Origin of the sequence: Winogradskyella marincola, from assembly GCF_029624125.1 — a bacterium.
Taxonomy (GTDB): Bacteria; Bacteroidota; Bacteroidia; order Flavobacteriales; family Flavobacteriaceae; genus Winogradskyella; species Winogradskyella marincola.
The window spans coordinates 285110-306056 of record NZ_JARSBN010000004.1; the positions used below are offsets into that span (position 1 = coordinate 285110).

General features: G+C 34.0%; 19 protein-coding genes. 12 read left to right on the top strand and 7 right to left on the bottom strand.

Features of this window, described 5'->3' with window-relative positions; all coding sequences use genetic code 11:
• The first annotated feature begins 77 nt into the window (after positions 1-77).
• Positions 78-620 (top strand): alpha-ketoglutarate decarboxylase, encoded by a 543-nt coding sequence (locus P7122_RS09130; protein ID WP_278005482.1) that lies wholly within the window; start codon positions 78-80, stop codon positions 618-620.
• 29 nt (positions 621-649) lie between these two features.
• Here P7122_RS09130 and P7122_RS09135 read toward each other — a convergent pair whose 3' ends face one another.
• Positions 650-997, bottom strand: a complete 348-nt coding sequence (locus P7122_RS09135) for a hypothetical protein (RefSeq protein ID WP_278005483.1) — start codon at positions 995-997, stop codon at positions 650-652.
• A complete protein-coding gene (locus tag P7122_RS09140) occupies positions 997-1971 on the bottom strand; it encodes a polyprenyl synthetase family protein (protein WP_278005484.1) in 975 nt (324 codons plus the stop codon). The genes P7122_RS09135 and P7122_RS09140 overlap by 1 nt, the downstream gene beginning before the upstream one ends.
• A 121-nt stretch (positions 1972-2092) precedes the next feature.
• On the opposite strand from P7122_RS09140, the gene P7122_RS09145 reads away from it, so the two are divergent.
• The 8 genes from P7122_RS09145 to P7122_RS09180 all read left to right on the top strand — a co-directional run bounded on the left by P7122_RS09145 (position 2093) and on the right by P7122_RS09180 (position 13102).
• A complete protein-coding gene (locus P7122_RS09145) occupies positions 2093-2704 on the top strand; it encodes a TetR/AcrR family transcriptional regulator (RefSeq protein WP_278005485.1) in 612 nt (203 codons plus the stop codon).
• Between the two features lie 3 nt (positions 2705-2707).
• Positions 2708-4054: a TolC family protein gene (locus P7122_RS09150; RefSeq protein WP_278005486.1), complete on the top strand. Its 1347-nt coding sequence runs from the start codon at positions 2708-2710 to the stop codon at positions 4052-4054.
• A gap of 24 nt (positions 4055-4078) precedes the next feature.
• Complete coding sequence (locus tag P7122_RS09155) at positions 4079-5269, top strand: efflux RND transporter periplasmic adaptor subunit (RefSeq protein ID WP_278005487.1); 1191 nt, start codon at positions 4079-4081, stop codon at positions 5267-5269.
• On the top strand, positions 5259-8795 hold the full coding sequence (locus P7122_RS09160) for an efflux RND transporter permease subunit (RefSeq protein ID WP_278005488.1): 3537 nt from the start codon (positions 5259-5261) through the stop codon (positions 8793-8795). Before P7122_RS09155 ends, P7122_RS09160 begins: the two co-directional genes overlap by 11 nt.
• A 175-nt stretch (positions 8796-8970) precedes the next feature.
• Positions 8971-10725, top strand: a complete 1755-nt coding sequence (gene aspS / locus P7122_RS09165; RefSeq protein ID WP_278005489.1) for an aspartate--tRNA ligase — start codon at positions 8971-8973, stop codon at positions 10723-10725.
• A 45-nt stretch (positions 10726-10770) separates the two neighbouring features.
• Positions 10771-12552, top strand: a complete 1782-nt coding sequence (locus P7122_RS09170) for a chloride channel protein (RefSeq protein WP_278005490.1) — start codon at positions 10771-10773, stop codon at positions 12550-12552.
• A gap of 10 nt (positions 12553-12562) precedes the next feature.
• On the top strand, positions 12563-12811 hold the full coding sequence (locus tag P7122_RS09175; protein WP_347402813.1) for a hypothetical protein: 249 nt from the start codon (positions 12563-12565) through the stop codon (positions 12809-12811).
• A gap of 99 nt (positions 12812-12910) precedes the next feature.
• Positions 12911-13102 (top strand): cold-shock protein, encoded by a 192-nt coding sequence (locus P7122_RS09180; RefSeq protein ID WP_275949857.1) that lies wholly within the window; start codon positions 12911-12913, stop codon positions 13100-13102.
• Between the two features lie 51 nt (positions 13103-13153).
• Here the strand turns inward: P7122_RS09180 and P7122_RS09185 are convergent, their stop codons facing one another.
• The 3 genes from P7122_RS09185 to P7122_RS09195 form a co-directional block, all read right to left on the bottom strand.
• Positions 13154-13534 (bottom strand): protease complex subunit PrcB family protein, encoded by a 381-nt coding sequence (locus P7122_RS09185; RefSeq protein WP_278005491.1) that lies wholly within the window; start codon positions 13532-13534, stop codon positions 13154-13156.
• A gap of 80 nt (positions 13535-13614) precedes the next feature.
• Positions 13615-14289, bottom strand: coding sequence for a hypothetical protein (locus tag P7122_RS09190; protein WP_278005492.1), 675 nt, complete (start codon positions 14287-14289; stop codon positions 13615-13617).
• Positions 14286-14735, bottom strand: a complete 450-nt coding sequence (locus P7122_RS09195) for a nucleoside deaminase (RefSeq protein WP_278005493.1) — start codon at positions 14733-14735, stop codon at positions 14286-14288. The genes P7122_RS09190 and P7122_RS09195 overlap by 4 nt, the downstream gene beginning before the upstream one ends.
• Before the next feature lie 171 nt (positions 14736-14906).
• Between P7122_RS09195 and P7122_RS09200 the strand changes: the two genes are divergently transcribed.
• Positions 14907-15914, top strand: coding sequence for an energy transducer TonB (locus P7122_RS09200; protein WP_278005494.1), 1008 nt, complete (start codon positions 14907-14909; stop codon positions 15912-15914).
• 20 nt (positions 15915-15934) lie between these two features.
• Positions 15935-17707: a 1-deoxy-D-xylulose-5-phosphate synthase gene (locus tag P7122_RS09205; RefSeq protein ID WP_278005495.1), complete on the top strand. Its 1773-nt coding sequence runs from the start codon at positions 15935-15937 to the stop codon at positions 17705-17707.
• Here the strand turns inward: P7122_RS09205 and P7122_RS09210 are convergent.
• A complete protein-coding gene (locus P7122_RS09210) occupies positions 17681-17851 on the bottom strand; it encodes a hypothetical protein (RefSeq protein ID WP_278005496.1) in 171 nt (56 codons plus the stop codon). The genes P7122_RS09205 and P7122_RS09210 overlap by 27 nt on opposite strands.
• An 84-nt stretch (positions 17852-17935) precedes the next feature.
• Positions 17936-19276 carry a deoxyguanosinetriphosphate triphosphohydrolase gene (locus tag P7122_RS09215; protein WP_278005497.1) on the bottom strand — a complete coding sequence of 447 codons (1341 nt, stop codon included), beginning with the start codon at positions 19274-19276 and terminating at the stop codon, positions 17936-17938.
• A gap of 331 nt (positions 19277-19607) precedes the next feature.
• On the opposite strand from P7122_RS09215, the gene P7122_RS09220 reads away from it, so the two are divergent.
• The gene (locus tag P7122_RS09220; RefSeq protein WP_278005498.1) at positions 19608-20879 is read left to right on the top strand and encodes a beta-helix domain-containing protein; all 1272 of its coding nucleotides are present in this window, start codon (positions 19608-19610) and stop codon (positions 20877-20879) included.
• Positions 20880-20947: the final 68 nt, after the last annotated feature.

The window sequence follows — 20947 nt, forward strand, 5'->3', positions numbered from 1 at the left end:
TCAAAAATACAACTTTTAGTAGATAAACTAAGCGTTTTATTATATTTATAACAAATAAGGATTTAAGAATTATTAAGATGATAAAAAATAGAATAAAGACAGCCAAAAAAATAATTTTAAATAGCGTTATTTTATGTTTTTTTGTGATTTCCTCAAATGCACAAAGTAACACTGATGACAATACTTTTTGGAGCAACGTTCAGTTTGGTGGTGGAGTTGGATTAAATTTTGGAAACGGTTTTTTCAGTGGTGCTATTGCTCCTAATGCCATATATAACTTTAACCCTTATGTAGCTACTGGTGTTGGGTTAAATTTTCAGTACAGCTCTCAACGCGACGTATTTAAATCTACCGTTGTTGGTGGTAGTGTTATTGGTTTGTTTAATCCTTATAGAGAACTACAACTCTCAACAGAGTTTGAACAATTATATGTAAACCGTGATTTCGATGAGCAGTTTGTAAGCAATGTAGATGACAGCTATTGGTATCCTGCTCTGTTTTTAGGAGCTGGTTATAGAAGTGGCAATGTAACTTTTGGAATAAGATACGACGTGCTCTATGATGAAGATAAGAGTATACAACACCAAGCTTGGATGCCTTTTGTGAGGTTTTGGTTTTGACTTCGACTACGCTCAGCCAACATATTATTTCAGTATTTAGATTTATACCAAACCTTTTGCCATTCTCTTTGTAAGATTAAAAAAGTAATATCTTCTGAAAGTTTTACAACATCTTCTGTTTCTAGTGAACGAACCTTATTTTCTGAAACGTCTACTTGATAAAGTAAATTGAGATAGTCTGAAAATTTGTGTTGTATAAGATGAAAAACAGTGTCTTGCAGCACCAACTTAAGGCTTGTAGGCAACGTGTCTTCGTTAAGCTCTAAATCTACATTTGCAAAAAGCAAGTCTTTGTTAAGCTGAACTATTAGCTTTTTGTATAATTTTAATTTGTTCGCCTCAACAATTAAATCTTCAAAATTTACAGGCAAAGTCATTACACTCGTCTATTCATTAATTGCTCACCAAACAATTGAAGTATTTGCTTTTTATCGTCAGAAATATTCAGCTTTTCTAGTACACTAAACGCCTTTTGGGTATAATCCTTAACAGCTAATTGTGTAGCTTCAGCAGCACCTGAAGTGTTGAAAAGCGCTTTTACTTTTTCTACTTTAGCTTCGTTTGCAATAGATGCGCTAGACATTGCCTCTAATAAATTAGATTTCTCAGCATCGTCACCCAACTCTAATGTTTTAAGGTATAAATAGGTTTTTTTATTCTCTAAAATATCACCTCCTACTTGCTTACCAAATGTTTCTGGATTACCAAAAGCATCTAAATAATCATCCTGAAGCTGAAAAGCAACACCAAGAAAACGTCCAAAATCGTAAATTAAGTTTTGATCTTCTTCTGAAGCCTTAGCAACAATAGCACCCATTTTCATAGCTGCACCTACCAAAACGGCAGTTTTGTACTCAATCATTTTTAGATACTCTGCTATTGAAACATCATCTCTGGTTTCAAAATCAATATCGTATTGCTGGCCTTCACAAACTTCTAAAGCTGTCTTGCTAAACAATTTTGCCAGTGCTCTAAATATCTGCGGCTCATAATTTTCAAACAACTGGTAAGCTAAAATTAGCATGGCATCACCAGAGAGGATTCCTGTATTTAAATCCCATTTTTCATGAACCGTTTCTTTTCCTCTACGCAACGGAGCATCGTCCATAATATCATCGTGTATTAACGAGAAGTTATGGAATACCTCAACAGATAGAGCTGCATTCATGGCCTCTGTTGCAGAACCATCAAAAACCTCTGATGTCATTAAGGTTAAGACTGGTCGTAAGCGTTTGCCACCAAGCTTAAGAATATAATTTATAGGTTCATAAAGATTCTTTGGCTCTTTATTAACTGTAAAACCTTCTAGATAGGATAGAAAAGATTTTTGGTAAGCTTCAATATTCTGCATAAAAGCAAAAATAATGCTTTCAACACATTTTAAAACAATGTTACCTGTGTTAAAAAATTATTAAAACCATGGAAACTTTTTTTGTTTTTAAAGTTTCCCAGTGTAGATTTGCACTTTAATTATGAAACAAGAAATTTTAAAAACTGCTGTTGATATGTTCTTAAACTATGGTTTTAAGAGCGTAACCATGGATGATATTGCCAATGCAAAAGGCATATCTAAGAAGACGATATACCAATACTTTAAAAATAAAACGGTTTTGGTTGAAGAAGCTGTAATGTTTTTGTTCCACACCATTTCTAGTGGAATTGAAGACATTAGAGACCAAGAAAAAAACCCTATTGAAGAGATCTATGAGATAAAGCGTTTTTTAATGAAAAACTTAAAAGACGAAAAGTCTTCTCCTCAATTTCAGTTAGAGAAATACTATCCTAAAATTTATCACGAAATCAAAGAAAAGCAACTATGTGTTATGGAAGATTGCGTTGGGTGCAATCTAGAGCGTGGTAAAAAAATGGGACTTTTTAGAGAGGACATTAATATAACTTTTGTATCAAAGATTTATTTCACCTGTATGATGGCTTTAAAGGACAAAACATTGTTTCCGTTAGAGCACTTTTCTATGCATATGTTAATGAACCATTACTTAGAATACCATTTGCGTGGCATATGTACACCTAAAGGAATAGAACACTTAAATAATTATTTAACAATCAGTCAAAATCAACAATAACCCATGAGAAAGACACTCATACTAATTACATGCTTATTAGCAAGCGCTGTTGGTATTTCTCAAGAGCAACCTACCAGTTTCACATTACAAGAAGCTATAGATTACGCTCTTGAAAATAACAGGCAAGCTAAAAATGCAGCAAGAGACATTGATGCTGCTAAAAAACAAAAATGGGAAACCACTGCAACAGGTTTACCTCAACTAAGTGCTAATGCGAGTTATCAAAACAATCTAAAACAACAAGTATCCTTAGTACCTGCCGAATTTTTTGGTGGGCAAGAAGGTGATTTTGCTGAAGTTGTTTTTGGTACCAAGCAAAATGTTAATGCTACTGCAACACTAAATCAATTGGTGTTTGATGGTTCTTATTTGGTAGGCCTTCAGTCTGCTAAAGTGTTTTTAGAAATTTCAAAAAACGCTAAAGAAAAAACAGATTTAGAGGTAAGAAAAAGCGTAATCAATGCTTACGGAAATGTATTACTTTCTGAAGAAAGCGTACTTATTTTAGAGAAAAACATAGAAGTTTTAGAAAAAAACCTTGATGAAACTACTAAAATCTATGAAAACGGACTAGAAGAAGAAGAAAGTGTTGAACAATTGCAAATAACCTTATCTAACTTAAAGAGTAATCTTAACAACTCTATAAGACTAAGAGGTATTGCATACCAAATGTTTAACATAACTCTGGGCATAGACTACGCAGCTAAAATCACACTATCTGAAGATTTAGAACAACTAACCCAAAAGAATATTTCTCTGGAGGACTTAGAATTAGACAATGATGTTACCGCAACTGTAGATTATAAAATTGCTGAAAACGACACCAAATCTAAAGAACTCTTACTAAAATTAGAAAAAAGCAAAGCATTACCTACCCTAAGCGCATATCTTAATGGTGGTTATTTAGGCTTTAGTGACGAGTTTACATTTTTAGACAAAGAGCAAAGTTGGGCAGGCTTCTCTGCTTTTGGTTTTAATCTGGATATTCCAATTTTTAGCTCTGGTAAAAGAAGTGCCGCAACACAGCGTGCAAAAATAAATCTTGAAAAATCTAAAGACGAACTTACCGAAACAGAGCAACGCATTAAGCTACAAATTGAAACTGCAAAAAGCAATTACCAATTTGCCGTAGAGGACTATCAAAACAAGCAAGAAAACCTTAAACTGGCAGAACGTATAGAAAGCAAAAACCAAACAAAGTTTTTTGAAGGTATTGGCTCAAGTTTTGAGTTACGCCAAGCACAAACACAATTATATACAGCTCAGCAAGAATTATTACAAGCCATGCTAGATGTTATAAACAATAAAGCAGAGCTAGAAACAGCATTAAACACTATATCACCAAAATAAATCAGTCAAAAAAAGAAAAGAATTATGAAGAAAATATATTCAATCCTATTCTTAACAGTTCTTTTAGCTTCATGTGGAGAGCAAAAAAAGAATTCCGTAGAAAAAGTTTTAGAAAGCAATAATCTAGAAACGATACGAAAAAAACGTGGAGAATTAGTTAATGAGCAAGATGCCATTAATGAAAAGATAAAATTACTAGATGAAAAAATCGCCACGTTAGACACTGTACAGCATGTACCGTTAATAACAACTATTACTGCTAAGACTGAAGAGTTTAAACACGTATTAGAGCTTCAAGGAAATGTTACAACTAAAGACCTATTAGTTATTACTCCAGAAACTAATGGCATCTTAACTCACGTCTATGTAAAAGAAGGACAACGTGTTAGCAAAGGACAAATTCTTGCAAAAATTGATGACGGAGGTTTAGGTCAACAATTATCTCAATTAAAAATCCAAGCAGATTTAGCAAAGACAACTTACGAACGCCAAAAACGTCTTTGGGATCAAAATATAGGTAGCGAAATTCAGTTTTTACAAGCTAAATCTTCTTACGAGTCTCAAGAAAAAGCAGTTAACCACATGCAACAACAAATTGCAAAAACTGTTGTAAAAGCACCATTTTCTGGGACTATTGATGACGTTATATCAGAACAAGGTAATGTAGTTGCTGCAGGACAGACAGAATTAATGCAAATTGTTAACCTTAACAACATGTACATAGAAACCGAAGTACCAGAGCGCTATGTTAGCGATGTGGTAATTGGTAAAGATGTCGTTGTAGAGCTTCCTGTTTTGGGCAAAAAGATAGACACAAAAATTCGTCAGGCAGGCGATGTTATCAATCCTGCTAACAGAACGTTTAAAGTAGAAATTGAAATTCCTAACAAAGACAAGGCTATAAAACCAAATCTTACTGCAAAATTAAAAATCAACGATTACACAAATGAAAAAGCCATTCTTATTCCTCAAAGTGTAATTTCAGAAAATGCAGAAGGCGAGCAATACGTTTACGTGGTTACAGATAAAAACGGAAAAGGTATCGGTAGCGCAAAACGTGTAATTATAGAAACTGGCAAAACCCAAGGAGATGTTATAGAAGTTGTTGGCGGCTTAGAAACAGGATCAGAGATTATAAAAGAAGGTGCACGTAGTGTTAGAGACGGACAATCTGTAGAAGTAATCAACTATAAAGAAGAAGGTAATGGCAAATAAAAAGAAGAAAAATACAGACAAAGAGTTTGGCTTATCATCGTGGGCTATTAATAATAAAACCACGATGTATGTTCTAATCTTAGTGTTTTTCTATGTAGGTATATCTGCATTTTTCAGTATGCCAAGAGAAAATTTCCCTGAGGTTAACGAAACCAAAATCTACATTAGCACAGTTTTCCCTGGAAACACTGCAGAAGATATTGAAAAGCTAATCCTTAACCCTTTAGAAGACCGCTTAAATACTGTCAGCAATAAAGTAGAAATCACCTCAACAGCTACAGAAGATTATGGTATGCTTATGATTGAGTTTGACGAAGGCATTACTGTAGACCAAGCAAAACAAAAAGTAAAAGACGAAGTAGACACAGAAACAGCCAGTGAAGATTGGCCAACTTTTAATGGAGCTAAAGTAGAACCAGACGTGTTTGAATTAAGTCTTTCTGAAGAAATGCCTATTCTAAACATTAATATCTCTGGTGATTATCCTATTGAAAAACTTAAGGATTTTGCAGAATACCTTCAAGATGAAATTGAAGATATACAAGAAATCAAAAAAGCAGACATCAGAGGTGCTCAAGAAAAAGAGGTTGAAGTTGCTGTAGATATCTACAAAATGATGGCTGCTAAAGTAACTTTTAGCGATATTATTGGAGCAATTGCTAATGGTAATCTTACGCAATCTGCTGGTAACCTTAAAGCCAGTGGACAACGTAGAACTATTAGAGTTATTGGTGAAATAGAAAAACCATCAGAGCTTGAAAATTTTGTTGTTAAATCTGAAAATGGTAATGCTATTTACCTCAAAGATGTTGCAACTGTAGCTTTTAAAGAAGAAGACAAAACTACTTTTGCTCGTAAGTCTGGTGAGCCTGTAGTAATGCTAGATGTTAAGAAACGTGCAGGAAAAAACATGGTTGCAGCTGCTGAGCAAATTCAAGTAATAGTACAAGATGCTATTGACAATGAGTTTCCTCAAGATTTAGAAGTAACCATTACCAACGACCAATCCTCTGTAACTATTGGTCAGGTTGACGACTTAGTAAACAACATCATCTTTGGTGTTATCCTTGTTGTAACGGTATTAATGTTCTTCTTAGGATTTAAGAATGCTCTATTCGTTGGTTTTGCAATACCAATGTCTATGTTTATGTCGCTTATGATTCTTAACCTTATTGGCTATAGTTTAAATACTATGGTGCTATTTGGGCTTATTATGGGTCTTGGTATGCTGGTGGATAACGGAATTGTAGTTGTTGAAAACGTATACCGACTTATGGACGAGGAAGGTATGAGTCGCATAGAAGCCGCTAAAAAAGGAATTGGCGAGATTGCTTTTCCTATTATAATTTCAACATTAACAACGGTTGCTGCCTTTGTACCACTTGGTCTATGGCCAGGAATTATGGGAGAATTCATGAAAATTCTGCCTATAACCTTATCCATTGTTTTAGGATCTTCGTTATTCGTAGCAATTTTCTTTAACTCGGTATTAGTATCGCGCTATATGACGACCGAAGATAAAGACATGCCTCTAAAACAGATTATTAAAACCACCATTATTGTAGCTGTTATTGGCTTAATTATTCTTCTTATTGGTGGTGCTTACAGAGGTCTTGGTACAATAATGATTTTTACAGCAATAATGCTTTGGGCTTACAGGTTATTTATAAGAAACTGGGCCAATAGTTTTCAAAATAAAGCTTTAGTAAAACTAGAAGGTTGGTACGAGCGTCAATTACGTTGGGCACTTTCTAAAAAGAAGCCTTACGTTTTAAGTATTGGTACATTTTTATTACTTATTGCAGCTTTTATTGCTTTTGGAATCTCTCTCGGAACACAGCGAACTAAAGTAGAATTTTTTCCAGACAATAAACCAAATCAAATTATTGTCTACATAGAATATCCTGAAGGTACAGCCATCGAAAAAACAAATGCAATCACTAAACAGATTGAAAAACGTGTATATGCTGTTATTAACGACAGTAAATATATGGATGGAGACAGAAACTTTCTTGTAGAAAGCGCAGTATCTCAGGTTGGTGAAGGAGCAGGTAATCCACAAACCGATGGTGGTTCTGCTGCAGAAATGCCGCACAAAGCTAAAATTACAGCTTCTATGCGCGAGTACAAATATCGTCGTGGAGAAGATAGTGAGCTCTTACGCCAAAAAGTTCAGGAAGCTCTGGTTGGTATTTATCCTGGTGTTTTAATTTCTGTTGAAAAAGATGCTAATGGACCACCTGCTGGTTCTCCTATCAATATTGAAATTGAAGGTAATGATTATGATGAACTTATTGTTACTGCAGAAAAAATGAGAGAGTTTATCAACTCTAAAAACATTGCTGGTATCGATGAGCTTAAAATTGATGTTAACAAAGACAAGCCTTCAATGATTGTTGAAGTTGACAGAGAAAAGGCTGGTGAACTAGGTGTTAGTGCTAAGCAAATTGGAGATCAATTACGTAACTCTATTTTTGGTGCCAAAGCTGGTATTTATAAAGAAGATGGTGATGATTTTGACATCTACGTAAGATTCAACAAAGACAATAGATATAACACTAGTGCACTTTTCAATCAGAATATTACATTTAGAGACAATACTGGTAAGATAAAAGAAATACCATTATCTGCCGTTGCAAAACAGAAAAACAATTCTGGTTTTAGTGCCATAAAGCACAAAGACACTAAGCGTGTGGTAACCGTTTACTCTGCCTTAGCTCCTGGTTATACAGATGCTGGTGCTATTGTAAACCAGATTCAAAATGAAATGAAAAGCTACAAAGGGCTTCCTGAAGGTATCAAAATTGATTATACAGGACAGATAGAAGAGCAAAACAAGCAAATGGCATTTTTAATGGGTGCATTTTTTACTGGTCTTGCTTTGATATTCTTCATTTTAATTTTCCAGTTTAACTCTATTTCAAAACCAGCAATTATTATGCTTGCGATTTTCTTGAGTTTTATTGGTGTATTTGGAGGTATTGTAGTTTCCGGAAGTGCTTTCGTTATTATGATGACCATGGTAGGTATTATTTCGCTTGCCGGAATTGTAGTAAACAATGGTGTGGTACTACTAGATTATGCACAACTTCTTATCGATAGAAAGAAAAATGAGCTCGATCTAGATGAAGATCAATACTTATCTAAAGAACACTTGTTCGAGAGTATCGTTAAAGCCGGAAAAGCTCGTCTTAGACCTGTATTACTTACAGCTATTACTACAATTTTAGGTTTAATTCCGCTTGCAATAGGACTAAATATTAACTTCTTTACGCTGGCTTCAGAATTTGATGCTAATATTTATATGGGAGGTGATAACGTGGTATTTTGGGGACCATTAGCTTGGACCGTAATTTATGGGCTTTTAATTGCAACATTCTTAACTCTTATTGTAGTACCTATTTTATTTTACCTAAGTGTAAGATTAAAAATGTGGATGCACAAAGACCGTGTTGTCAATACTGAAACTGAAACGGATTTGCAAGAGCCATTCAATTTAGATAAAAGAATAGAGCCTCAACATTAAAAGTTTTCTATTCAAAAAAAACAACCTTAAAATATTAATTATAAGGTTTGATTAATAGCAGAAAAGCCTCAACAATTGTTGAGGCTTTTTATTTTTTTATCCTTTAAGTTGATTAAATTTGCAACCGCATTCATCGCAAGCAATTGCAAAGATGAATCTCATTTAATTTTTGAATATGTATAGAAGTCACAATTGTGGAGAATTAAGAGCCACTCATAGCAACATAGAAGTTACACTTGCTGGTTGGGTACAAGGAGTTAGAGATAAAGGTTTTATGATCTATGTAGATCTTAGAGACCGTTATGGTATAACACAGCTTTACTTTGATGAAGATCAAAGCGCCAAAGCACTTATGGAAACGGCTCAAAAATTAGGACGCGAATTTGTAATTCAGGTCAAAGGAAAAGTACAAGAGCGTACCTCTAAAAACCCTAATATTCCTACAGGTGACGTTGAGATTTTAGTTTCAGAATTAAATGTGCTTAATGGTTCAAAAACGCCACCATTTACTATTGAAGATGAAACTGATGGTGGAGATGATTTGCGCATGAAATATCGTTACTTAGATATTCGTCGTAATCCTGTAAAAAACAGTTTAGTTTTTAGACACAAAGTAGCTCAAGCTGTTAGAAATTATCTTTCTAACGATGGCTTTATTGAAGTTGAAACTCCATATTTAATAAAATCTACACCAGAAGGTGCTCGTGATTTTGTAGTACCTTCTCGTATGAACGAAGGTCAGTTTTACGCTTTACCACAATCTCCACAAACCTTTAAGCAGTTGCTTATGGTTGGTGGCATGGACAAATATTTTCAGATTGTAAAATGTTTTAGAGATGAGGATCTTCGTGCAGACCGTCAGCCAGAGTTTACACAAATAGACTGTGAAATGGCGTTTGTAGAACAAGAAGATATTTTAAATACGTTTGAAGGATTAACACGTCATTTACTTAAAGAAATTAATGGTGTTGACGTTGATAAATTCCCAAGAATGCTATACGATGACGCAATGCGTCTGTATGGTAACGACAAACCAGACATTAGATTTGGAATGGAGTTTGGCGAGTTAAATGACGTTGCAAAACATAAAGATTTCAATGTATTCAATTCAGCAGAATTGGTTGTTGGTATCGCAGTACCTGGCGGAAATTCATATACCAGAAAAGAGATAGACAAACTTATTGATTGGGTAAAGCGTCCGCAAGTTGGTGCTTTAGGTATGGTGTATTGTCGTTGCAATGAAGATGGCACTTTTAAATCTTCTGTAGATAAGTTTTATGATCAAGATGATTTAGCAAAATGGGCAGAAGTTACTGGAGCAAAAGCTGGTGATTTAATCTGTGTGCTTTCAGGAAACACTAATAAAGTGAGAGCGCAATTAAGTGCTTTACGTATGGAATTAGCAGAACGTCTTGGCTTACGTAAGTCAGATGAATTTGCACCACTTTGGGTTATGGATTTCCCACTTTTAGAATGGGATGAAGATACTGAGCGCTACCACGCGATGCACCATCCATTTACGTCTCCAAAACCAGGACAGTTAGAATTATTAGATTCTAAACCAGGCGAGGTTAAGGCTAACGCTTACGATTTAGTTTTAAATGGTAACGAAATTGGTGGTGGTTCTATTCGTATTCACGATAAAGCAACACAAGCGATTATGCTAAAACACTTAGGATTCTCTGAAGAAGAAGCTAGAGCGCAGTTTGGTTTCTTAATGGATGCTTTTGAATATGGTGCACCTCCACATGGTGGTATTGCTTTTGGTCTCGATAGACTTGTTGCTATTTTAGGTGGACAAGAAACGATTAGAGATTTCATTGCTTTCCCAAAAAACAATTCTGGTAGAGATGTAATGATAGATGCACCTGCACCAATTGATGATGAACAATTGCAGGAACTCAATTTAAAATTGAATTTAAAATCATAAATATTAAATCCTGCTTCTTGCAGGATTTTTTGTTAGATTTAAAGTATGCCAACTAAGTCCAACTTTTTAAAGCAATTACTCATTTGGAGATACAAACATGTCTCTGAAAAGAACTTTGTTTTTGTATTAAGTCTTATCATTGGTTTATTAGCTGGATTGATTTCAGTTTTCATTAAAAACATCACCTTTGCTATTGAAGCAATTTTTGAAAAAGGTATTATACTTTCAGAAAACAGCATCTATTTTATTTTACCAATTGTTGGTTTGTTTTTGGTTTACTTGTTTGTAAAATACATTTCAAAGCAACCAAGCGAACATGCCATTCCTTCCATTCTTTTTGCCTTATCTAAAAGAGATGGCATTATAAATAAGAAAAAGATATACTACCCTTTAATCACAGCACCATTAACTGTAGGTTTTGGTGGTTCGGTTGGTTTGTTAGGACCAGCTATTGCTTCGGCTTCGGCATTAAGTTCTAACTTTAGCAGACTATTGCATATCGATAGAAAAACCAGAAGTTTATTAATTGCCTGTGCAGCAGCAGGTGCAATTGCTTCTATTTTTAAATCGCCAATTGCTGCAATTATTTTTGCTATTGAAGTCTTTAGTCTAGACCTAACGTTCGCTTCACTCCTACCTTTATTGATGGCTTCAGTATCCTCCGTAATTACATCCTACTTTTTTCTTGGAGATAGTGTCTTATTTGAGTTTAGCGTTTCAGACAAGTTTGTAATTAAGGATACACTTTTTTACATCCTTTTAGGAATAGGAACTGGAGTTGCTTCTATCTATTTTTCAAAAATTTACTTCGGAGTTACGTCAATATTTAATCGGTTTAAATCCGCCAGACAAAAATTAATTGTTGGTGGTTTAGCAATTGGTGTTATGCTCTTTTTTATTCCACCACTTTATGGTGAAGGTTTTGGATTCATCAACAACCTTTTAATTGGTAACGATATTGAAGCCTTAGGCAATACACCTTTTGATTCGCACTTAGACAATATCTGGATTGTTATCGGACTTTTATTTGGCATTACCATTTTTAAAGCCATTGCCATGACCACAACATTTGCAGCTGGTGGGACTGGTGGAATTATAATTCCGACCCTAGTGATGGGAAGTGCCTTAGGAAATGTAGTTGCCAAAGTTATTAATAACTGTGGTTTAGGTTTTAATGTGTCTGAAGCTAATTTTACATTAATTGGTATGGCTGGTCTTATTGCAGGTGTGCTGCATGCTCCGTTAACTGCCATTTTCTTAATTGCAGAAATTACAGGTGGTTATCAATTGTTTGTACCTTTAATGATAACAGCTTCTATGTCTTTTATCATCAATAAAAATGGTTTAGACCATACTATTTACACTAAAGAATTATTAGAAAAAGGTGCGCTTCTTACTCAGAATAAAGATAAAAGCGTTCTTACCTTAATGAAACTCGATTCGGTTATTGAGCAAAATTTTGTTGAATTACATCCAGACATGACACTGGGTGAAATGTTGAAAAATGGAGTTTCTAAATCTAACCGAAATTTGTTTCCTGTTACTGATGATGAAAAGAACTTTATAGGCATCATTTTACTAGACAATATAAGGTCTGTAATGTTTGACCAAACTCTTTATAACTCAACTACAGTTGAAACCTTTATGCAAAAACCACCAGAAATCATCTACTATGAAGAGGATTCCATGGAAAAAGTAATGAAGAAATTTCAACGCTCAAAAGCCTGGAATTTACCTGTAATTAGAGACCATAAATATTATGGTTTTGTTTCAAAATCTAAGCTTTTAACAGCTTACCGTCGCGAATTGATTAATTTTACCTCATAGAATTTTTAAAATGATGAAACCTATTCACATTATCACACTTATAGCTTTTTTAGCCTCTTTAGGTAGCATTGTTTGCGGATTAATTTTAGAGGTTGACTACACCGAAAAACTCATAGGCTTTGGAGTATTGGGTTTATTTTTGGTTGTTTTTCCATTATTTTCTTATTACAGATGGAAAGGAAAAGACGCCAAAGACTACATGCTAACCAAGGAAAACCTTGAGAAAATGCGCAAAAACCAAAGAGAAAACAAGCACTAAGTAACTTATTAATTTTCAATATTTTAAAATAAAACGATTTATTAACCTTATGTGTTAGTTAATACATTACATTTGTGTTTTAATTTTTATTTATTTACAATGACTGGAACAGTTAAATTTTTCAATGATTCAAAAGGATTTGGATTCATTACCAACGACGAAACGGGAAAAGACATTTTCGTTCACGTATCAAACCTTAATGGCGTAGAATTACGCGAAGGTGACAATGTAGAGTACACAGAAGAAGAAGGCAGAAAAGGAATGGTTGCTGCAAACGTAAGCGTTCTTTAAGAGATATACTTTATTTTTAGTTCAACGCTCAACCTATGGTTGGGCGTTTTTTTATTTAAAAATAATTGGCAGATTACGCTTAGGCAATTTTACAATATAATATGGTTGAGTGATAACCGAAGTGGCTATACCATCTGGTGTTTTTCTTAAAACTTCAACCAAAACTTTATCTGTTGTCTCCTGAAAAGCGAGACTTAGACTATAGCCTCCAGATTCCCTAATATCATCAAAAACAGCAACAACTGTATATTTAGAGAAGTCTATATCTGTTTCTGAAAAACTATCGGAAACCTTATTAACTGAGTTTATTTTATTAAGCAAATCCTGCCATTCTTCTGAAGAGGTAATGACTAAATTTTGTTTTTCAATACCTTCTGATCCTGAGCCATGCAGATTACCCTTTCCTATAAGAACTATATCTTCTTTAGCCATTTTCGCTTGATTCTCTGTGGATTTGCAGTTAAAAACAAATAGTAATACTAGTGTGACAAAAATCTTGTTTAACATAATGCTTATTCTTCTATAATATTTTCATTTTTATAATCTATAGGTTTATCAAAATCAAAATATTTTGATTTAAAATAAATTTTCATTGCTACCTGATTCTCCTCTCTATCATTAGATTCTCCTTCACTGTCAATGTACTTTGCTTTATAATACACATCACTCTTAAATTCTACCACACCATAAATAACCTCGTCTTCTTTAACTTCTGGGATTTTAGATAAAATAACTTTTGTCTCTGTACAAGGCACTTCTATTCTAAACTCTAATTGACCATCTTTTGTTTTAGAATATGTTGGAAAATCGTCACCTGCCAGTAAATGATATAAAATCACTTTATCTTCTAAAACTTTTAATGAAAATCCAAAGCCACCGAATAAACCAAATGCTCCATCAATAGTAATGGTATCATTCTTTTTATAGTAGAATGACCTAAAAAGCATTTGTTTTTGTTTGCTTCTACTAGAAAATGTTATTGAATCTTTCTCAAAATAATCTGCTAAAAATAAATTATCATAAACTAAAAACAGAGACTCAAAAGGATTTCCTAACTCGGATTTAGAGATTTTAGAATTAACCTCTTCTTTTATGTTTTCATCTATAATAAATCCAGAATCAACTTGCTTTTTTTCACAACAAAAAAATATAACTAGTAAAAATAATAAGTAAAGATGCTTTTTCAATTCAAATTTCGTTTTTCAATAAAAAATCGCTTCATCAATTCTGAAGCTTCTTCTGCTAAAACACCACTTACAACTTTGGTTTTAGGATGCAATTTGGTTCCCATAGCTGTAAAACCACGTTGTTCGTCTGAGGCTCCGTAAACTATTTTTGCAATCTGGCTCCAGTACAATGCACCAGCACACATTTGGCAAGGCTCTAACGTTACGTACAATGTACATTTGGTTAAATATTTTCCACCTAAAAAGTTAGCTGCAGAAGTTATCGCCTGCATTTCTGCATGTGCTGTAACATCATTTAGCAACTCTGTAAGATTATGCGTTCTGGCTATAATTCTATCTTCTACCACAACAACAGCTCCGACAGGAATTTCGCCTTTTTCATAAGCAACCTCAGCCTCCTGAAGCGCTTTTTTCATGTAATATGTATCGTCAAATGGCTTTATCATTATTGTAAAAATACGATTTCAAAAATCATTAAATTCTATTACGGCAAGAATTTTGATGGAATAATTGTATGCTATTAATTACGATAACCCATAATGGGCATTTAATATGTAGTGATTGTTCCAATAATTTAATTAATTGATAAAACCTAAGCTTTCTTAAAACTTAAATATATGAAGTCACACTACTCTATCTCTATCCCAAAACCATGCCATGAAGACTGGTCTAAAATGACACCAAACGAAAAAGGTCGATTTTGTAAATCGTGCACTAAAACCGTTGTAGATTTTACAAAAATGAGTCCTGATGCTATTCAGGATTACTTGCACAACAACAAAGACCAACGCATTTGTGGCCATATAAAACAAAGTCAATTGGATAGTATTAACTTAAGAATTCCTGAAGCTGTCATTCACCAAAATCAGAGTTTTCATCGTTTGTTTCTGTTGGCGCTTTTAATTTCTATGGGAATGACATTGTTTAGTTGTGAAGATGAAAATGGACAAAAAAAGAAAATTGAAAGTATAGAAGTTGTAGAGACTAAGACAAAAGTTATTGATACGTTACTCAACAACAATGAGAAAAAAGAGATACAACAAGACTCACTTATTAAGAAAGATAAATCTTCAAAAACTGAAATAAAGGTTCCTCAAATTGAAGGTATGATGATTACTGAAACTTTAGGAGATATTGTGGTACAACCAAGTGACACAACTGATATTGCCTTAAATGATATAGAAGTTATTGACCCAAATGAGATAAATACTTTAGAAGGTGAAATTTCAACACAATGCAATAATTCTAAAAAAGACAATGATATAATCGTTGGACTATTTATCATTGAGCAACCACCAGAATTCTTGGACACACCAAAACAATTAACTGCCGAAGAAAAGAAAACTTACTTTTCAGATCGCATACAAGAAATCGTAAAGGAAAACTTCAATCAAAATATTGGAGACAGTACTGGCTTAAAAGGCAAACAAAGAATATTCACTCAGTTCACCATTAACGAAACCGGAGAAGTAGAAAACATAAAAGTAAGAGCTCCACATCCTCTTTTTGAAGCAGAAGCAAAACGCGTTATAAATTTATTACCAAAATTTAAACCAGGAAACCAAAGAGGTAAGGCAATTTCTATGGTCCATAATCTGCCTATAACTTTTGTAATTGAAGACTAGAAAACTTGTATTTTTGCTTGGTGCAAAATTCACTTTTAAGACATATAAACCTGCCCGAAGACTTACGTCAACTCAAAGCTGAGGATTTACCTCAAGTGGCTAAAGAATTACGTGAGTTTATCATCAACGTTGTGGCTACAAAAGAAGGCCATCTTGGCGCTAGTTTAGGTGTTATAGAATTGACTATTGCACTGCATTACACCTTTAACACACCTGAAGATTTACTTATTTGGGATGTTGGGCACCAAGCTTATGGTCATAAAATTTTAACCGGAAGAAAAGATCGTTTTGAAACCAACAGACAACTTAATGGTATTAGCGGTTTTCCAAAACGAAGTGAAAGTGATTATGACACCTTTGGCGTTGGACACTCTTCAACTTCAATTTCTGCAGCTTTAGGTATGGCTATTGCATCACAACTTAAAGATGAAAATAAGCATCATATTGCGGTTATTGGTGATGCTTCTATTGCAAGCGGAATGGCTTTTGAAGGTCTTAACCATGCTGGAGTTACAGATGCTAACCTATTGGTTATTCTTAATGATAATGCTATTGGTATAGACCCAAGTGTTGGTGCGCTAAAACAATATTTAACCAATGTAAAAAAAGGCACACAAAAACAAGATAACATTTTTGAAGCCTTAAATTTTAATTACTCTGGTCCAATAGATGGTCATGATTTACCGTTGCTAATTTCTGAACTAGAACGATTAAAAACAGTAAAAGGACCAAAGTTTTTGCACGTAATTACCACAAAAGGTAAAGGCTTAAAGCAAGCCGAAGAAGACCAAGTAAAATACCATGCACCTGGTAAGTTTAATGCAAAAACAGGTGAACTTATTACAAAATCAAATACTCTTGAGCCACCGAAATATCAAGATGTTTTTGGCGAAACCATTGTTGAATTGGCCAAAAAGAACGAAAATATTATTGGTATTACACCAGCCATGCCAACTGGAAGCTCTTTAAAATACATGATGGAAATATTTCCTGATCGTGCTTTTGATGTAGGTATTGCAGAGCAACATGCCGTTACTCTAGCAGCAGGTATGGCAACACAAGGGTTAATTCCATTTTGTAACATCTACTCTACCTTTTTGCAACGTGCTTATGACCAAATTATACATGATGTAGCTTTGCAAAATTTACCTGTAGTATTTTGCTTAGACAGAGCTGGCTTAGTAGGCGAAGATGGAGCAACACACCATGGTGTTTTTGATTTGGCTTACCTTAATTGTGTACCTAATTTGGTAATTTTTGCACCAAGAGATGCTGTAGCATTACGCAATATTATGTATACTGTTCAGTTAGGAATTGATTTTCCAATTGCCATACGATATCCACGTGGCAGAGGTCATCTTTTAGATTGGAAACAACCTTACAAAACCATTGAAATTGGTAAAGGAGAATGTCTTAAAAAGGGTAAAAAAATAGCCATATTATCAATTGGAACTATGGCAAAACATGTTGAAAATGCTATTGTAGATTTAGATATTTCGCATTATGACATGCAATTTGTAAAACCTCTTGACGAAACATTATTGCACGGAATTTTTAAAACACACAAAACCATTGTTACCATAGAAGATGGCACCATTGTAGGTGGTTTTGGAAGTGCTATTTTAGCGTTTGCAAATACACACAGCTACAAACATCATATTGAGGTTTTAGGCATTGAAGATAAATTTATTGAGCATGGCTCAGTGTTACAATTGCAACAATTACAACAGCTGGATTCTGCTTCAATTACAAAGAAAATAGAACAACTACTCTCTATCCTCAACAACAGCTAAATCTGTTTTTCCTTCTATCTGTTCAATCTGTACTGTATCTTTTTTTACTTCTTGTTGTTGAACATTAGAAATATCGTCTAGCATTAATAGGCAAGTCAGTACTACTACAAAAATGACTAAGCCTCCGAGTATATTATTTCTCATAAGTAGGTTTTTTTTGGATGCTAATTATGAAATAAATTAAAATAACATATCGTTAAAAAACAAAATTATTCGATGAAACGCACTTTATAAGATATTCCCTTTCAGCTTTTTATGCAATAACATTGCATTAGTATCAGATAATTTTGAAATAAATAAACACACAGAAAGTAGATTATTATACAATGATTCGTTAGATAAGTAAACCGTTTCTGGCAAAAGGTTTTTCAGTAATTTATCATAGTTAGATAAACTATCGTCATACACATTATACGCTAAGCTTCCGTAAGCATTTAATAACTGATTTAAGATTTCGTAACCAGCAATCTCTTTGTTTAAAACCTCTTTAGATCTGTAAACTTTCTTTATACTTAAATCTATAATATCTTTTATCTGAGCTTTATATTGACTCACATCCAAAAGTGCAGTTTCAAATTTTCCATCTAAAATATCTGCTTCATGCTTCATAAAAATTGATGCTGCTTCATCAATTAAAGTACTAATTGCCAATGCTCTCAGATAGCTAACTCTGTCTTCTGTGGTTTTTAATGCATTATAATTTTTGGTTATTATTCTGCCTTTTACAAGTTTTATTAAGTATTCTAATGCATAATCCTCTTCTATTAATCCTAGATTGATTCCATCCTCAAAATCTATAATAGTATAACAAATATCATCAGCAGCCTCTACCAAGTATGCTAATGGATGCCTGTTATAACTTAGGTCTGTTTCACTTCGTGATATTAATCCCAGATCTGAGGCAACCTCTTTAAACATATCTTTTTCACTTTGAAAAAAGCCATATTTTTTATCAACTGTATGCCTTGTTGGTTTTTTAGGTAACGATTCTTTTGGGTATTTCATAAAAGCGCCAAGAGTAGCATAACTTAATCGCAGACCACCTATTCTTCCAGCTCTACTTTCTGTTAATATTTTGAATCCGTTAGCATTACCCTCAAAATCACACAGGTCCTGATATTCTTTATCTGTTAGATTAGATTTGAAATCTGCACCATTTCCGTTTTTAAAATATGAGCCTATTGCTTTTTCGCCAGAATGACCAAATGGTGGGTTACCTATATCATGTGCTAAAGCAGCTGCGGCCACTATAGCTCCAAAATCGTTAATCTTATAACCATGTACATTTTCTAAATGCGGATGTTTTTCTAATAACAATCTGCCTACTTGCCTCCCTAAAGAGCGCCCAACCACACTTACTTCTAAGCTATGTGTTAACCTAGTATGAACAAAATCTGTTTTAGAAAGAGGTACTACTTGAGTTTTATCTTGCAGACTTCTAAATTCTGAAGAAAATATAATACGGTCATAATCTACTTCAAAGCCAACACGTGTTTCGTCTTGTTCTTTTCTTAATCTTTTATTTTCATCTCCAAAGCGTCTTAAGGATAATAGTTGCTCCCAGTTCATCTGTAAATATTTATTGTTAAAGCTGTAAGGTAGAATTTTGCCATTATAGAATTGTAGTGTAAACTTTACTGCAATGGCTCATTTCATATATTCTAATAAAAAATGCAAGATAAATAAATTGATATATAATTATTTAGAAAACGACTTTCTATTATCATCTTTTTTAATGTTAAGAAATTGTATCCTTATTACTAATTCGCTTAATATTAAACTAACCTTTAACTAACTTTTTGGTCACAAAACTTTAATCATTGAGTAACCTCTTCGAGAGATTATCCCATTTTCTTTGCATCACAATAAAAACCAAAATTGTTTATTAAAATTTAACTCAATGAAAAAATTACTTTTAACCGCGTTAGTAGCTTCAACAGTAGTATTTACTAGCTGTTTTAAAGATGATGATACTCCTATAATAATAGAGGAGACTACAATAATTCAAAACCCAGGTGGTGGTTCAGATGACGAATGTCCTGTAATTGCTGTAACTGGTGAAATTGCTGATGGTACTGTTTGGACAAACGACAACATTTACCAATTAAACCAAAAGGTTGTTGTACCTGCAGGTGCAACTTTAACAATTAATCCAGGAACAATCATCAAAGGTTCTTCTGGTACTGGTTCTTTAGCTTCTGCTTTAATTATAGCTAGAGGCGCTACTATTAATGCTAATGGTACTGCAAACGAACCAATTATCTTCACTTCTTCTGCAGACAACATTACTTGTGGTGAAACTGCTGGTACTAACTTAGACGAAAATGATAGAGGTCTTTGGGGAGGTTTAATCGTATTAGGTAATGCACCTTGTTCTTTCTCAGGAGATATTCCTGAAGCTCAAATTGAAGGTATTCCTGCAGATGATACTTTTGGTCTTTATGGTGGTACAGTTGCTGATGACAGCTCTGGAAGCTTAAGATACATCTCTATCCGTCATGGTGGTGCTTTAATTGGTGAAGGTAACGAAATCAACGGTCTTACTTTAGGAGGTGTTGGTAGTGGTACTGTAATTGATAACATCGAAGTTGTTGGAAACGTTGATGATGGTGTAGAATTCTTTGGAGGTACTTGTAACGCTTCTAACTTATTAGTTTGGGCTCAAGGTGATGACGCTCTTGATATTGACCAAGCTTATGCTGGTACTATTGATAATGCAGTTGTTGTATTAGGTGACATTTCTGACCATGCTTTTGAAATTGACGGTCCTGAAGGAACTGCAAACGGTGCATTTACTTTAAGAAACGTTACAATCGTTGGTAACAATGTAACTTCAAATGGTGAGTATGCAGATTACAGAAGTAACGCACAAGGTCTTACTGAAAATGTTTATGCTTATGGTTTCCCTGCAGGTAAAGATGTTGAGTTAGACAACGACGGTGTTGCTACAAACTACAACAATGGTGACTTAACTTTTGGTCCTTGGGAAATTGTTTTACCTACAGGAGTAACTAACGTTACAGATATCTTTGTAAACAATGCAGAAACAGTTACTGTATCTGGATTTGGATCTACTGCAACTGCAGTAACAGAAGGATCTCAAACTGTTGGAGCTAATACCTCTAACTTAAGCTGGACCTACTCTAATGTAGTTGGTGGTTTAGGATTCTAATAAACACTTTTTTCCATTCATAAAAAATAAATCCAATGCCTACTAGTTAGGCATTGGATTAATAACAA

Excerpts from the sequence above, each read along its gene's own strand:
- P7122_RS09130 (WP_278005482.1), top strand. The coding sequence starts at position 78 with ATGATAAAAAATAGAATAAAGACAGCCAAAAAAATAATTTTAAATAGC.
- P7122_RS09135 (WP_278005483.1), bottom strand. The coding sequence starts at position 997 with ATGACTTTGCCTGTAAATTTTGAAGATTTAATTGTTGAGGCGAACAAA.
- P7122_RS09140 (WP_278005484.1), bottom strand. The coding sequence starts at position 1,971 with ATGCAGAATATTGAAGCTTACCAAAAATCTTTTCTATCCTATCTAGAA.
- P7122_RS09145 (WP_278005485.1), top strand. The coding sequence starts at position 2,093 with ATGAAACAAGAAATTTTAAAAACTGCTGTTGATATGTTCTTAAACTAT.
- P7122_RS09150 (WP_278005486.1), top strand. The coding sequence starts at position 2,708 with ATGAGAAAGACACTCATACTAATTACATGCTTATTAGCAAGCGCTGTT.
- P7122_RS09155 (WP_278005487.1), top strand. The coding sequence starts at position 4,079 with ATGAAGAAAATATATTCAATCCTATTCTTAACAGTTCTTTTAGCTTCA.
- P7122_RS09160 (WP_278005488.1), top strand. The coding sequence starts at position 5,259 with ATGGCAAATAAAAAGAAGAAAAATACAGACAAAGAGTTTGGCTTATCA.
- aspS (WP_278005489.1), top strand. The coding sequence starts at position 8,971 with ATGTATAGAAGTCACAATTGTGGAGAATTAAGAGCCACTCATAGCAAC.
- P7122_RS09170 (WP_278005490.1), top strand. The coding sequence starts at position 10,771 with ATGCCAACTAAGTCCAACTTTTTAAAGCAATTACTCATTTGGAGATAC.
- P7122_RS09175 (WP_347402813.1), top strand. The coding sequence starts at position 12,563 with ATGATGAAACCTATTCACATTATCACACTTATAGCTTTTTTAGCCTCT.
- P7122_RS09180 (WP_275949857.1), top strand. The coding sequence starts at position 12,911 with ATGACTGGAACAGTTAAATTTTTCAATGATTCAAAAGGATTTGGATTC.
- P7122_RS09185 (WP_278005491.1), bottom strand. The coding sequence starts at position 13,534 with ATGGCTAAAGAAGATATAGTTCTTATAGGAAAGGGTAATCTGCATGGC.
- P7122_RS09195 (WP_278005493.1), bottom strand. The coding sequence starts at position 14,735 with ATGATAAAGCCATTTGACGATACATATTACATGAAAAAAGCGCTTCAG.
- P7122_RS09200 (WP_278005494.1), top strand. The coding sequence starts at position 14,907 with ATGAAGTCACACTACTCTATCTCTATCCCAAAACCATGCCATGAAGAC.
- P7122_RS09210 (WP_278005496.1), bottom strand. The coding sequence starts at position 17,851 with ATGAGAAATAATATACTCGGAGGCTTAGTCATTTTTGTAGTAGTACTG.
- P7122_RS09215 (WP_278005497.1), bottom strand. The coding sequence starts at position 19,276 with ATGAACTGGGAGCAACTATTATCCTTAAGACGCTTTGGAGATGAAAAT.
- P7122_RS09220 (WP_278005498.1), top strand. The coding sequence starts at position 19,608 with ATGAAAAAATTACTTTTAACCGCGTTAGTAGCTTCAACAGTAGTATTT.